Raw genomic sequence first — 13,302 nt, 5'->3', positions numbered from 1 at the left:
GGTGGGTGAGGGGTGCTCGATGTGGGACGCCATGTGGCTTGACCCGGTGGGCCGACGCGGAGAGGATGTCCCGGATGACCGCCAGCTCCCCCGGTTCTACATCGAGCGGTCGGCAGGTCGTCGGGCAGGCGGAGCCTCTTACCGCTGGTCCCGGGACGGTCCCGCCGCCGCCCCCACCCCCTCCCCGGGGCTTGGGCCAGGAACCCCCAACCGTGGCGTCTCCACCTGATGGAAGTGAATTGACGGCACTCACCATTGACCAAGACCGATCCCCGGATGACTCGTCTCCGTTCATTCGGCCGCTCCCCCGCACGATCGCGATCGCCAACCAGAAGGGCGGCGTCGGCAAGACCACGACAGCCGTGAACCTCGGCGCCTGCCTCGCCGAGCTGGGCTATCGCACCCTGGTGATCGACCTCGACCCCCAGGGCAACGCCAGCACCGGCCTGGGGATCAACATCCGGGACCTGCAGACGTCCATGTACGACGTCATCCTCAACGACCTCCCCCTGGAGGACGCCGTCGAGGCCACTGCACTGCGCAACCTCTTCGTCGCTCCTGCTGCTCTCGACCTCGCCGGCGCCGAGATCGAGCTGGTCCCGGCCTTCAGTCGCGAGCTCCGCCTGCGTCGAGCGCTCGAAGCCGTGCGTGACGACTACGACTTCGTCCTCATCGACTGCCCGCCCTCGCTCGGCCTCCTCACGGTGAACGGCCTCTCGGCCGCCACCGAGGTGATCGTCCCCATCCAGTGCGAGTACTACGCACTCGAGGGTCTGGGCCAGCTGCTGCGCAACGTCCAGCTGGTGCAGCGCAACCTCAACCCGGTCCTGGAGCTGTCGGCGATGGTGCTCGTGATGTACGACGCCCGCACGAAGCTCGCCGACCAGGTGGTGCGGGAGGTCCGCGACCACTTCGGCGAGAAGGTCTGCAACAGCATCGTGCCGCGCACGGTCCGCCTCAGCGAGGCGCCCTCCTTCGGTCAGCCGATCATCACCTTCGACCCCGCGTCCCGCGGCTCGATCGCCTACCGCGATCTCGCGAAGGAGGTGAGCGGTGGAGCGGCGAGGGTTGGGTAAGGGCCTCGGGGCCCTCATCCCCGGAGATCTCTCGACGGATCGCCGCGACACCGGCAAGGGCGGCATCCGTGAGGTTCCGATCACGCAGGTCGAGCCCAACCAGTTCCAGCCCCGCAGCCAATTCGACGAGGAGGCCCTGGCGGGCCTGACGGCGTCGATCCGGGAGCTCGGTGTGCTGCAGCCGATCCTGGTGCGCGAGGTCGCCGCCGACCGCTACGAGCTGATCGCCGGCGAGCGCCGCTGGCGGGCGGCCAAGCGGGCCGGCCTCCAGTTGATGCCGGTGATCGTGCGCGAGGTCACCGACACGCTGTCACTGCAGCAGGCGCTGGTGGAGAACCTCCACCGCGACGACCTCAACCCCCTCGAGGAAGCGGCCGCCTACCAGCAGCTGGTCGAGGAGTTCGGGTTGACGCAGGAGGAGGTGGCCCAGCGCGTCGGCAAGAGCCGCAGTGCGGTCGCCAACCTGCTGCGGCTCTTCCAGCTGCCGCCCCAGGTCCAGAAATTAGTTGCGGAAGGCAGGCTTTCTGCCGGTCACGCAAAGGTCCTCCTCAGCACGCCCGATCGGGTGTTCCAGGAGGAGCTGGCCCGCCGCATCGCCGGCGAGGGCCTGACCGTCCGCGACACCGAGGAGCTGGTCCGGCAGCGCAACGAGGAGGCCCACACGGACCCCTCGGAGGGCCCCACGAGCCCCGGAGCAGCCCGTACGCCCAAGCTGCGGGCACCAGGCCTCCTGGAGCTCGAGAACCTGCTCTCCGACCAGCTCGACACCAGGGTGCGGGTGGACATGGGGCCGAAGCGGGGCAAGGTCGTGATCGAGTTCGCCGACCTCGAGGACCTCGAACGGATCTACCGGGCCATGGGCCCGAACGGCAGCTGACGCGACTCGACCCCGACTTGAGCCTGCGTGCACCTCAAGTCGGGGTCGAGTCAGTCCACAACTTTGTACCCAGCCTGTGGACAACTGGGATAACCCAGAACGCCCTGGTCAGGGCAGGAACTCTTCCAGCTCAGCAAGAAGCTGACGCTTACCCTTCGCCCCGACGAGGCGCTTCTGCGGCTGGCCGTCCTTGAAGAGGATCAGCGTCGGGATGCTCATCACGTCGAAGCGCAGCGCCACGTCGGGATTCTCGTCGACGTTCAGCTTGGCGATGGTCAGCTTGCCGGCGTTCTCGGCGGAGATCTCATCGAGGATCGGCGCGATCGCCTTGCAAGGACCGCACCACTCGGCCCAGAAGTCGACCAGGACGGGCTCACTCGAGCCGTTGATCGTCTCGTCAAAGGTGGCGTCGGTGACGGAGGCAGTTGCCATGGAGTTGGTGACCTTCCTGCGGAGAAACAACCGTGATTGACGGAACACTCGGCCCCACCCGAATCTTCCCAGGGGGAGTTTAAACGAACGCACGTTCCGCCACCGGCCGTGAGGGCGCGCAACCCGGCCGCCGGTAGAGCTGGCACTACGCTGCCCAGTCATGGTGTCGACTGGTTCACCGATGACTCCGTTCGCCCAGGGCCAAGAGCCGGGGGAGGACTGGCCGGCGCAGGTCGCCGACTCGATCGAGAACTTCGTCGGGACGGTCCGCGACAAGACCACCGGCCCGCTCCTCACCATCGCCCGCGCCGTGATCTACGGCACGTTCGTGGCCGTGGTCGGCCTCGCTGCCATCGTGTTGCTGGTGATCGCGCTGGTGCGCTTCGTCGACAGCTACCTGCCCGACAGCGTGTTCGGCGAAGATCACGTATGGGCCGTGTACCTCCTCCTGGGGCTGCTCTTCACCTTCGCCGGCCTGGTGCTCTGGACCCGGCGCAAGGCGGGGGAGTCGCGGGAATAGAGCGCCGCCCGTTGATGTTGAGCGACGCGCAGACCTCCGCCTACCCGAGGAAGACATGAGCTCCGACATCCGCCAGGTCGTCATCATCGGATCGGGCCCCGCCGGCCTGACCGCCGCCGTCTACACGGCGCGCGCCAACCTGGCGCCGTTGCTGATCGAGGGGGAGCCGTCGTCGTCGACGGACCAACCCGGCGGTCAGCTCATGCTCACGACCGACGTGGAGAACTACCCGGGCTTCCCCGAGGGGATCATGGGCCCGGACCTGATGGGTCGGTTCCGGGAGCAGGCGGTGCGCTTCGGCACCGACGTGCGCACCGAGAAGGTCACCAGGGTCGACTTCTCACGCCGGCCGTTCGGCATCTGGGTCCACGGCTCCACCGACGCCGAGCCCACCTACCGGGCGCAGACCGTCATCGTCTCGACCGGGGCGCAGGCGCTGCTGCTCGGCGTCCCCCGGGAATCGGAGCTGATCGGCCACGGCGTGTCGACGTGCGCCACGTGCGACGGGTTCTTCTTCCGCGAGCGCGACATCGCCGTCGCCGGCGGCGGCGACTCGGCGTTGGAGGAGGCGCTGTTCCTCACCAAGTTCGCCCGCTCGGTCACGGTGATCCACCGGCGGGAGGAGCTGCGGGCGTCGAAGATCATGCAGGATCGGGCCTTCGCCAACGAGAAGATCAGCTTCCTGTGGAACAACGTGGTGCACGGGTTGGAGGGCGACGGTGCGCTGTCGGGCGTCCAGGTGCAGGACGTGACGACGGGCGTCGTGTCGCCGCTGGCCGTGAGCGGTCTGTTCGTGGCGATCGGCCACAAGCCGAACACCGACCTGTTCAAGGGCCAGCTGGAGATGGAGGATTCCGGCTACCTCGTGACCGGGCTGGGCGCCGGTGCCACGTCGACCAACGTGGAGGGCGTGTTCGCCTGCGGCGACGTGCAGGACCACATCTACCGGCAGGCGATCACCGCCGCCGGCTCGGGCTGCATGGCGGCCATCGACGCCGAGCGCTGGCTCGAGTCGCAGCACGGCTGACGGCGGGCGAGTAGCCCGGTCGGCTCAGCGGTCGAAGGGCTCGTCGACGACGTCGGTGCACGCCTGGTCGGTGGCCACCAGCCGGCGCCGACCGTCGCGCTCGTAGACGTGCACCCGCACGGTGGCGCCCTGGTACTCGGCGTCGGCCACGTAGGTGGACAGCCCGCGTGACGTGTCGCCCCGGGCCATCAGCGCCGCACAGGTGTCCGCGGCCGCGCTCAGCTCGTCGTCGAGCGACGATGCCGCCTGGGTCTGGTCAGCGGCGACGGCGTCGGCGAGCGCATCTGGATCGCTGAACGAGCCGAGCGCCTGCTGGACGTCCGCCCCGCCGTCGGCGCTCTCGGGGGCCGCCCCGGCGTCGTCGTCGGAGGCGTTCGTGTCCAGCTCGCCGCCCTCTTCGGCGCTGCCGACGCCCGCAGACGGGTCCGCAGTCTCGGCACTGCCACCGCTGTCGCCCGCTGAGGTCGCCTGGTCCTCGTCGCTGCCGCTGCCCAGCGACGCCAGGCCCGCGAACGCCAGGCCGGCAACCAGCACGGCAGCAGCCGCCACCAGCCACGAGCGGGACGACGACGACGAGCGAGGGAGGGGTCGGGGAGTCGTGTGGGCGGGCCGGCGCACCGCCTGGAGCCGGGGCGGGGTCGGCTCCACCGCGGCGGCGACCGCCCGGGCCACCATGCGGTCGAGCGCTCCCGGCGGAGCCGGCGGGACGGCGCGCAGCGCACCCCGCAGCGCCTCGATCCGGGCGACCCGGGCGGCGACCTCGGGATCGGCGCGGAGGCGCGCCGCTTCGTCCGGCGGCAGGATGCCGTCGACCAGATCGGACGCCAGTTGGTCCAGATCGCGGGGCGGGAGGTCGGTCATGGCTGTGGTGTAGGACGTTCCGGGGAGCGGTCGGGGTTCCCGAGGTGGCGGGCGAGCTGGGCGCGGCCCCGGGAGATGCGTGACCGCACGGTTCCCGGCGGGAGGCCCAGCAGCTCGGCGATGTCGCCGTACTCGAGGTCGCAGAGGTCGCGCAGCACGACGGCGACGCGGAAGTCGTCGGGCAGTTGGGCGAGCGCCTCGTCGACGTCGAGCCGGTCGACGACGTGGTCGGGGAGGGGAGCGGGGTCGACGGCATCGGGCGAGACGTCACCGGCGTGGAGCGCCGGACGTCGGGCTCGCCGGCGCAGCTCGTCGAGGCAGGCGTTGGTGGCGACCCGGTACGACCACGTCGTGAACGCGGCGCGCCCGTCGAAGCTGTGCAGCCCGCGGGTGACGGCGATCAGCGCTTCCTGCGTGGCGTCCTCGGCGTCGGCGTTGTTGCCGGCGAGTCGCCGGCACAGTGCCCAGATCCGGTCGTAGTGACGCCGCAGCAGCGTGTCGAGCGCACCCGGGTCGCCGGACTGCGCCGCCGCGATCAGTACGCCGTCGTCGGGAGCCCCTGCCACCCGCTCACTCCGAGCCCTACCCCTCGCCGCCGCTGTCGCTGTCGCCGAGGACCTGGAGCTCGTTGACCGTCATGATGTGCTTGCCTGCCCACTCGCCGCCGACGACCGGCTCGCTGCCGACGCCGGTGAACCACAGCAGCACCGCCTTGCCCTGGGTGCCGTCGGGGAGGTCGATGAGGTTCTCGTCGGCCTTGCCGGGCTCGACGTGCGCCACCGGTTCGCTCCAGGCGGCCATCGCGGCATCGCCGGCGGCGCTCAACGGGTCTGCCGGAGGCTCGTCCGCCACGAAGACGTCCATGACCCAGTCGCTGCTGTCGGTCGTGAGCTTCAGCTGCCGGAGGTCTGCGAGGTCGTTGAGGACGACGTAGATGCCGACGCCGTCCTTGCGGAAGAGCTGCGTGTAGTCGCCGTAGTGCTCGGTCTGCCAGAAGGTGGCGGGGTCGCCGTCGAACACCGCGCCCACCGACTGGTGGTACTCGACGCGATCGCCCAGAGGGTCGAAGTCCTGGGCGGAGAGGATCGGCTGCGCCACAGGCTCGGTCGCGGCGGTCTCGTCGCCGCCGGCTGGGTCGTTGTCGCCGAACAGGGCGCTGCCCGATCGGTTGATGAGCACCGCGGCGATCACGATCGAGATCGCCGCCAGCACAACCAGCAGGGTGGGCACGAGCCAGTGGCGCTCGCGGTCGCGGTGGCCGACCTGGGTCTGGTCGAACCGGCGGATGGGCCCCTGCGGGGGCGACACGGTGGACGTGGTCGGCCCCGTCGGTGGGTAGGACGGCGGCGCGGCCGGCATCGCGGAGACAGTGGCGGTGCTCGACGTGTCGACCACCGAGGGCGCGTCGCTGGCACCGGCCTCGATCAGCGCGGCCCGGGCGTGCGTGGCGGTGGGGTAGCGGCGCTCGGGCTCGCGCTCGAGCAGCGTCATCGTGATCGCCTCGAGCTCAGCCGGGATCGCGGCCCGCACCAGGCGCGGGCGCCGCGGTTCCTGGTGGAGGCGGGCCAGGGCCGTGGCCGACGACGTGTCGCCCTCGAACGGCACGTGGCCGCACAACATCTCGTAGAGCACGATCCCGAGGCTGTAGAGGTCGGTGCGGCCGTCGACCGCAGCGCCCTCCACCTGCTCGGGCGCCAGGTACTTGGCGGTGCCGATGAAGGAGCCTTCCTGGGTGAGGTCGGCGGACTCCTCGGCGGCCTTGGCGATGCCGAAGTCGCCCACCTTCACCCGGCCGTCCTCGGAGATGAGGATGTTGGCGGGCTTGATGTCGCGGTGCACCAGCCCGGCGGCGTGGGCGACGTCGAGCGCTCCGGCCACGTGGGCGGCGACGTTGGCGGAGATCCACGGGTCGAGCGGCCCGGCGTCGAGGCGCTGCCGCAGTGTCTCGCCCCGGACGAGCTCCATCACGATCGCCTGGACGCCGTTGTCGTTGCACGTGTCGTAGACGCTGACGATCGCCGGGTGCGACAGCTTGGCGACGGCGATGGCCTCCTGGCGGAACCGCGCCACGAACGTGTCGTCGGCCGCCAGGTGGGGGTGGAGGATCTTGACCGCGACGGAGCGACGGAGCACCTCGTCGGTGCCCCGCCATACCTGAGCCATGCCGCCCGACGCGAGTTGCTCGTCCAGCCGGTATCGGCCGGTGAGCACCGTGCCGGAGGCCACACTGGCTGCGGGCGACGAACCGGTAGGAGGAGGCGTTACGGCCACGGAGTGCCCACCCTAGTTGGACGGTCCCCCCGGGAGGGTCAGCGCCCGGCGATCAGCGGGGGTCGACCCAGGTGGCGCCGAGCATGCGGGGACCGCCGTGCGTGCCGACGACGGGGCCGATGGTGGTCACCGGGATCTGGTCGCGCTCGTAGCGGGGTGCGAGGAGGTCGAGCAGGTCGTCGACGTCGGGCGCCATGCTGTGGATGACCACCAGCTCCTCGACCGACGGCTGATCCCAGACCCGGTCGCGCACCCACTCGAGCGCCTTGCGCCGGGTGCGTGCCCGGCCCGCAGGGCCGACGACGCCGTCCTCGAAGTGGATCAACGGCTTGATCGACAGCAGCGACCCGATCACGGCCTGGGCACCGCCGACGCGGCCACCCTTCTTGAGGTTGTCGATCGTGTCGAGCGTGCCGGCGATACGGGTGCGGCCGGCGAGATCGGCCGCGGTGGCGGCGATGGTCGCCGCGTCGGCGCCGCCGGCCGCAGCCCGGGCAGCCAGGCGGACGATGGTGCCGAGCCCCGCGGTGACCGACAGCGAGTCGAGCACCCGCACGTCGAGGTCGTCGCCGACGACCTTGGCGGCGTTCTCGGCGGCCTGCATGGTGGCGGACAGCTTGGACGAGATCGTGATGCACAGCACCGCGTCGGCCCCGGCGTCGGCCTGGCGTCGGAACGCCTGCTCGAAGGCGCCCACCGACGGGGCGGCCGTCTCGGGCAGCCCCGCGCTGGCGGCCATCTTCGAGTAGAAGTCCTCGGCGGTGAGGTCGACGCGGTCGGTGAACTCCTCCGAGCCGAAGCGGATCGAGAGAGGGACGACCTCGACGCCCAGCTCCTCGGCCTCGGCTGCGTCGAGGTCGCACGACGAGTCGGTGACGATGCGGACCGGCATGGGCGGCGACCTTACAGCTCGCCGGAGACCCTCACCCGCTCAGCGGTTCTCGACGACGAGGCGCTGGGAGCGCTTGGCGGTGCGCCAGTGGCGGGCCCACCAGATCAACAGGAACAGGCCGGCGCCGGCGGACAGGAACAGGCCCGCGCCCGACACCGCGGTCGAGCGGATCGTGAACGTGGTCTCGTCGAGCTCGATGGTCTCGTCGGGGCTGGTGACGGAGATGTCGAGTGGGAACGCGCCCGACGTGCGCGTCCGCACGTCGAGGTCGAGGCGCTTGGTGCCGGGCTCCAGCACCTCGGTCCTCGTGGCGCCGTCGGGGAACGTCAGCTGGCTGCTGTCGAGGTGGACACGCACGACGATGGGCTGGCCCGTGTCGTTGGTGAGCGTGAGCGGGATCGTGCCGTCGCGGGCGGTGAGGGTGATCGTGAACTCGTCGGGGGCCGAGACCTTGTCGGCGATGTCGGCGACGACGGCGTCGACCCGCCCGATGTAGGCCCGCCGCTCCCGCTCCGTCGTGTCGGACCCGAGCGCGATCAGCAGCGAGCGCTGCAGGGAGCCGATGAGCGCGCTGTCGTCGAGCGTGCCGGCCAGCCCGAAGACGCGGGCCTGTGCCTGGCCCAGGGGCTCGACCAGCGGCCGCAGGTCGGGAGCGTCGGTGTGGGGCGCCAGCTCGGCGGTGGGCGCCGCCTCGCCCTCGTCCGGCGCCAGGTCGTCGAACAGCTGCTGGGTGGTGACCGTCCGCGCGGTCGGACCGATGGCCAGCCCGTCGAGCGCCGCGGCGACGGTGTCGACGTCGAGCTGGGCGGTCTCCGGGATCCGGACCAGCACTCCACGCTCGACCGACGGCCGGGTCATCCACACCACGGCCAGCTCGGCCAGGAAGCGCTGGGCGTCGAGCGCCCCCTCCTGGCCGGTGAGCCGGGTGCTCAGCGACTCGTCGGCGACGAAGCCCCGCGGACCGCCCTCACCGAGCGCGACGGGCTCGGTCGGCACCTCGCCGGAGTCGAGGTCCTCCACCGAGGCGATGGCGCTCTCCGGCACGACCGCGGAGGGGACGCCGACGTCGCGTAGCGCCTTGGCCGCCGCGTCGCCCAGGGTCGGCCCGCTGAGCCAGGTGCCGCCGATCGGCTCGAGGTCGAAGCGGGTGCGCACCACCTGGGCGCCGGCTTCGGCCTCGGGCGGGAGCTGCGTGAGGAGGTTCGCCGACACCATGGCGTCGAGGTCGAGGTCGACGTAGGGACGGGCCAGCGGCAGCTGATCCGCCAGGGCGGTGCGCAGCTCGTCGAGCTGCTGCTGGCCGCGGTCGCCCATGTCGCCGAGGGCATCGAGGGTCTCGGGCGACGGCGCCACGGTCAGCGGCAGGGGGCTGCCCTGCAGCACCTCGGTGCGGGAGGCGAAGGCCGTCAGGATCTCGTCGTTCGGCGGGACGCTGCCGTCGGGTCGGAGGCCGGTCGGGCCGCCGACCTCCATGAGCACGGCCACCGACAGCGGGGGGAACTCCTCCTCCGGCAGCACCACCAGGTAGGTGACGAGCTGGGCGAGGGTGGTGCCGCCACCGTCGACCACGAGGAGCCGCACCGGGTAGACGCCGAAGCGGTCGAGCCCGGGGTCGTCGGCCATCGGGTAGGCCAGCGTGACGCCGCCCCCCTCGGCGGGCGTCAGCGACGCGAGCGGCACGTCGACCTGGCGTTCGGCGCTGCCGAGCTCGTCGTCGTCCTCGATCGTCTCGGCGAACGCGGTGCGGGAGTCGACGGCGCCGTGCCGCTCGATCCGGATCGTGGCGTCGGTCGGCGCACCCTGGACCTGCACCCGCAGCTGGAGGACGTCGCCCAGCCGCTGCCACGGCGCCTGGTCCAGCAGCCGGATGGTGGTGGCCTGCGCCCGTGGCGCGGCGGCCGACGTCGCCCCCGCGGTGCCTGACGTGAGCGTCACCGCCAGCACGAGCACCGCGGCCAGGCAGCCCAGCCCGTGGACGGGCCCGCGTCGTGTGGTCATCAGGGCCCGAAGGTATCGAGCGACTGCGGCCCGGGGCGGGCGGGATCCTCGATGTCGAGTCGCAGCACCGCCAGGCCCGCCGGCTGCAACTTGAAGCCCGACCGCTCGTACAGCGTGCGCGAGCGCTCGTTGCCCACCTGGGTGTTGACGAGGGCGTCACGGGCGCCCCAGCGCGCCAGCCAGTGGAGACCGTCGAACAGCAGCGCCCGGCCGTAGCCGAGGCCCTGGTGGTCGGGGTGGACGGCGAGGCGCTGGACGTAGCCGCGCGAGGCGGTGCGGCCGCAGACGGCGTAGGCGACCACGTCGCCCTCGGGCCCGTCGATCACCCGCAGCCGTGACGACCGGGTGGCGGCGAGCGCCTCGTTGAGCGCGACGTCGTCCATCTGCCAGAACGGCAGGAAGGCGGCCCGGTCGACGGCCAGGGCGGGCTCCTGGTCGCGGCGCCGCGCCCGGCGGGTGGGGATCGGGAGCAGCGGCGGCATCGGGTCGAGCCGGTGGCGCAGCAGGTAGAGGCGCTCGACGATGTGGAAGCCGGCGTCGACGAACACCCGCTGGTCGGGCGACGCCAGCGCCGCGGTGACGACGCTCCGGATGCCCCGCTGGCGCAGGCCGTCGACGACGCGGGTGAGCACGTCGGACGACAGCGGCTGGCGGCGGGTGGCGGTGAGGGCCAGGTGGACGACGGCCGGCTCGGCCCGCCAGGGGGTCAGACGGATCCCGTCGGCCGAGGTGACCGGCGCGGGCACCCGCAGCGCACTCATCTGGGTCCCCGCTTCGTTGCGAGTCCGGCGACGACTTGCATCGCCTCCGAGCGTACGCAACCCGCCGACCAGGGGGACAGGTGAGCCACCAGAGAGTGGCCCGGTAGCGTCGAGAGACGATGACCGTGTTGTTCGTCACACACCCGGCGTACCTCGACCACGATCCCGGTCGCGGGCATCCCGAGCGCCCGCAGCGGCTGTGGGCGGTCGAGGCGGGGGTGCTGGACGCCGGCCTCGACGGCGAGGTGGCCTTCGTCCCGCCCCGGGCGGCCGAGGTGGCGGAGCTGGAGCGGGTGCACTCGCCCGAGTACGTGGCCGCGCTGGAGCGCTTCTGCCGGGCCGGCGGCGGCCACCTCGACGCCGACACCGCCGTCGCCCCGGGCTCGTGGGATGCCGCGCTGATGGCCGCGGGTGCCGGGCTGGAGGCGAGCGAGCAGCTGGTCCGCGGCGAGGCCACGGCCGCGTTCTGCGCCGTGCGACCGCCGGGCCACCACGCGCTGAGCGGCCGGGCCATGGGCTTCTGCCTCTTCAACAACGTGGCGGTGACGGCGGCGGCGCTGGCCGAGCGGGGCCACCGCGTGCTGGTGGTCGACATCGACGCCCATCACGGCAACGGCACCCAGGCCATGTTCTACGACGATCCCCGGGTGGTCTACGTGTCGTTCCACCAGAGCCCGCTGTGGCCGGGCACCGGGTCGCTGGACGAGACGGGGAGCGGCGTGGGCCGGGGAGCCACCGTGAACATCCCGGTGCCACCCGGTGCCACCGGCGACGTCTACCGGCGGGGGATCGCCGAGGTCGTGGTGCCGCTGGCCACCGAGATCCAGCCGGACTGGCTGCTGGTCTCCGCCGGGTTCGACGCCCACCGCGACGACCCCCTGACCGACCTGGCGCTGTCGTCGGGCGACTACGCCGACATCACCGTCGACCTGCTGGAGCTGGCGCCGCCAGGTCGCCGGCTGCTGTTCCTGGAGGGCGGCTACGACCTGGACGCCCTGCGGTCGAGCACCTCCGCCACGATGGCGGCGCTCGTCGGCGACCGGCTGCACCCCGAGCGCCCCACGGGCGGCGGTCCGGGCGACGAGGTGCTCGTGGCCGCGGCGTCGGCCCACCAGCAGGCCCTCGACCTCGAAGCTTGACCCGAGAAGTCGGTCAGAGCCCCGACGACCTTTCGCTACCCTGACCGCGCGTGATCCCCGAGCGGCTCCAACCCATCCTTGACGAGGTCAGGCCGCTCGCCGAGCGCTTCGAGGCGGCCGGCCACAGCCTCTACCTCGTCGGCGGGATCGTGCGCGACCTGATGCTCGGCCGTTCCACCGACGACTCCGACCTCGACCTCACCACCGACGCCCGCCCCGACGAGGTGAAGGCGATCATCGCCCCGTGGGCCGACTCGGTGTGGACCCAGGGCCAGGCCTTCGGGACGATCGGCGCCCGCCACGGCTCGTCGAGCTTCGAGGTGACCACCCACCGGGCCGAGGCGTACCGCAGCGACTCCCGCAAGCCCCAGGTGGTCTACGCCGACGACGTCGAGGTCGACCTGTCGCGCCGCGACTTCACCGTCAACGCCATGGCGTTGCGGCTGCCGGACGTGAAGCTGGTCGACCCCTACGGTGGCATTGACGACCTGGCGGCGTCGCGCCTGCGCACCCCTCTGGGCCCGGACGAGTCGTTCAACGACGACCCGCTGCGGATGCTGCGGGCGGCCCGGTTCATCGCCGGCTACGGCCTCGTCCCCGACGAGGCGCTGGTCGACGCGGTGACGCGGCTGCGCACCCGGCTGGAGATCGTGTCGCCGGAGCGCATCCAGGGCGAGCTGTCGAAGCTGCTGGTGGTCGACGACCCGTCGGACGGGCTGTGGTTCCTGGCCAACACCGAGCTGTCCGACGAGTTCCTGCCCGAGCTGCTGGCGATGCGCGTCGAGCAGGACCCGATCCACCGGCACAAGGACGTGCTGGCCCACACGATCGCGGTGGTCGCGAAGACGCGGCCCCGGCTGGTCGTGCGGCTGGCGGCGCTGCTGCACGACGTCGGCAAGCCGAAGACCCGGGCGATCGGGCCGAGGGGCGTGAGCTTCCACCACCACGAGGTGGTCGGAGCCCGCATGGCGCGTGACCGGATGCGGGCGCTGCGGTTTCCCAACGAGCTGGTCGACGACGTGACCCGGCTCGTGTTCCTGCACCTGCGCTTCCACGGCTACCAGGACGAGGTGTGGTCCGACGCCGCGGTGCGCCGTTACGCCCGCGACGCCGGGCCGCTGCTGGACGAGCTGAACGAGCTGACCCGCTGCGACTGCACGACCCGCAACGAGCGCAAGGCCCGGATGCTGGCGGCGCGGATGGACGCGCTGGAGGCCCGGATCGCCGAGCTGTCCGAGCGCGAGTCGCTGGAGTCGATCCGCCCGGACATCGACGGCAACCGGGTGATGGAGCTGCTCGACGTGAAGCCGGGCCGGGTGGTGGGCCAGGCGCTCGACATGCTGCTCGAGGCGCGGCTCGAGGAGGGCCCCCTGGGGGAGGCGGAGGCGGAGAAACGTCTCCTCGAGTGGTGGGAAGCCCGCGAACATCGTGTTACCTAACGTGGAACC

At 71.9% G+C, this 13,302-nt stretch carries 13 protein-coding genes; 6 read left to right on the top strand and 7 right to left on the bottom strand.

All coding sequences use genetic code 11. The features are described from left to right. Positions 1 to 239 precede the first annotated feature (239 nt). A complete protein-coding gene (locus VK611_14590) occupies positions 240 to 1,076 on the top strand; it encodes an AAA family ATPase (protein HMG42561.1) in 837 nt (278 codons plus the stop codon). Beyond that, positions 1,054 to 1,953, top strand: a complete 900-nt coding sequence (locus VK611_14585) for a ParB/RepB/Spo0J family partition protein (protein ID HMG42560.1) — start codon at positions 1,054 to 1,056, stop codon at positions 1,951 to 1,953. Before VK611_14590 ends, VK611_14585 begins: the two co-directional genes overlap by 23 nt. 108 nt (positions 1,954 to 2,061) lie before the next feature. Here the strand turns inward: VK611_14585 and trxA are convergent, their stop codons facing one another. Next, positions 2,062 to 2,385: a thioredoxin gene (gene trxA, locus VK611_14580; GenBank protein ID HMG42559.1), complete on the bottom strand. Its 324-nt coding sequence runs from the start codon at positions 2,383 to 2,385 to the stop codon at positions 2,062 to 2,064. Positions 2,386 to 2,566: 181 nt separating this feature from the next. On the opposite strand from trxA, the gene VK611_14575 reads away from it, so the two are divergent. After that, positions 2,567 to 2,905: a hypothetical protein gene (locus tag VK611_14575; GenBank protein HMG42558.1), complete on the top strand. Its 339-nt coding sequence runs from the start codon at positions 2,567 to 2,569 to the stop codon at positions 2,903 to 2,905. 55 nt (positions 2,906 to 2,960) lie between these two features. After that, positions 2,961 to 3,932 (top strand): thioredoxin-disulfide reductase, encoded by a 972-nt coding sequence (gene trxB / locus VK611_14570; protein HMG42557.1) that lies wholly within the window; start codon positions 2,961 to 2,963, stop codon positions 3,930 to 3,932. A gap of 24 nt (positions 3,933 to 3,956) precedes the next feature. On the opposite strand, the gene VK611_14565 is transcribed toward trxB, so the two are convergent. The 6 genes from VK611_14565 to VK611_14540 all read right to left on the bottom strand — a co-directional run bounded on the left by VK611_14565 (position 3,957) and on the right by VK611_14540 (position 10,715). After that, positions 3,957 to 4,793 carry a hypothetical protein gene (locus VK611_14565; GenBank protein HMG42556.1) on the bottom strand — a complete coding sequence of 279 codons (837 nt, stop codon included), beginning with the start codon at positions 4,791 to 4,793 and terminating at the stop codon, positions 3,957 to 3,959. Beyond that, positions 4,790 to 5,359 carry a sigma-70 family RNA polymerase sigma factor gene (locus VK611_14560; protein ID HMG42555.1) on the bottom strand — a complete coding sequence of 190 codons (570 nt, stop codon included), beginning with the start codon at positions 5,357 to 5,359 and terminating at the stop codon, positions 4,790 to 4,792. The genes VK611_14565 and VK611_14560 overlap by 4 nt, the downstream gene beginning before the upstream one ends. 16 nt (positions 5,360 to 5,375) lie before the next feature. Continuing rightward, positions 5,376 to 7,004: a protein kinase gene (locus tag VK611_14555; protein ID HMG42554.1), complete on the bottom strand. Its 1,629-nt coding sequence runs from the start codon at positions 7,002 to 7,004 to the stop codon at positions 5,376 to 5,378. A gap of 112 nt (positions 7,005 to 7,116) precedes the next feature. Continuing rightward, a complete protein-coding gene (locus tag VK611_14550) occupies positions 7,117 to 7,956 on the bottom strand; it encodes a DegV family protein (GenBank protein HMG42553.1) in 840 nt (279 codons plus the stop codon). 39 nt (positions 7,957 to 7,995) lie between these two features. After that, a complete protein-coding gene (locus tag VK611_14545; GenBank protein HMG42552.1) occupies positions 7,996 to 9,954 on the bottom strand; it encodes a DUF6049 family protein in 1,959 nt (652 codons plus the stop codon). Then, entirely contained in the window at positions 9,954 to 10,715 is a 762-nt protein-coding gene (locus VK611_14540) for a GNAT family N-acetyltransferase (protein ID HMG42551.1), read from the bottom strand. Before VK611_14540 ends, VK611_14545 begins: the two co-directional genes overlap by 1 nt. A gap of 119 nt (positions 10,716 to 10,834) precedes the next feature. On the opposite strand from VK611_14540, the gene VK611_14535 reads away from it, so the two are divergent. Together VK611_14535 and VK611_14530 are read left to right on the top strand one after the other, a co-directional pair. Continuing rightward, positions 10,835 to 11,854: a histone deacetylase gene (locus VK611_14535; GenBank protein ID HMG42550.1), complete on the top strand. Its 1,020-nt coding sequence runs from the start codon at positions 10,835 to 10,837 to the stop codon at positions 11,852 to 11,854. A 50-nt stretch (positions 11,855 to 11,904) separates the two neighbouring features. After that, positions 11,905 to 13,293, top strand: coding sequence for a CCA tRNA nucleotidyltransferase (locus VK611_14530; GenBank protein HMG42549.1), 1,389 nt, complete (start codon positions 11,905 to 11,907; stop codon positions 13,291 to 13,293). Positions 13,294 to 13,302: the final 9 nt, after the last annotated feature.

The sequence above is a fragment of the Acidimicrobiales bacterium genome (assembly GCA_035316325.1).
In the GTDB taxonomy this organism is placed as follows: domain Bacteria; phylum Actinomycetota; class Acidimicrobiia; order Acidimicrobiales; family VFJN01; genus DASXTK01.
The sequence above is the reverse complement of the archived record's forward strand: the minus strand, read 5'-3'. Positions and strand labels throughout refer to the sequence as shown.

Coding starts and splice junctions, on each gene's coding strand:
- VK611_14540 (HMG42551.1), bottom strand. CDS start 10,715: ATGAGTGCGCTGCGGGTGCCCGCGCCGGTCACCTCGGCCGACGGGATC.
- VK611_14565 (HMG42556.1), bottom strand. CDS start 4,793: ATGACCGACCTCCCGCCCCGCGATCTGGACCAACTGGCGTCCGATCTG.
- trxA (HMG42559.1), bottom strand. CDS start 2,385: ATGGCAACTGCCTCCGTCACCGACGCCACCTTTGACGAGACGATCAAC.
- VK611_14550 (HMG42553.1), bottom strand. CDS start 7,956: ATGCCGGTCCGCATCGTCACCGACTCGTCGTGCGACCTCGACGCAGCC.
- VK611_14575 (HMG42558.1), top strand. CDS start 2,567: ATGACTCCGTTCGCCCAGGGCCAAGAGCCGGGGGAGGACTGGCCGGCG.
- VK611_14535 (HMG42550.1), top strand. CDS start 10,835: ATGACCGTGTTGTTCGTCACACACCCGGCGTACCTCGACCACGATCCC.
- trxB (HMG42557.1), top strand. CDS start 2,961: ATGAGCTCCGACATCCGCCAGGTCGTCATCATCGGATCGGGCCCCGCC.
- VK611_14545 (HMG42552.1), bottom strand. CDS start 9,954: ATGACCACACGACGCGGGCCCGTCCACGGGCTGGGCTGCCTGGCCGCG.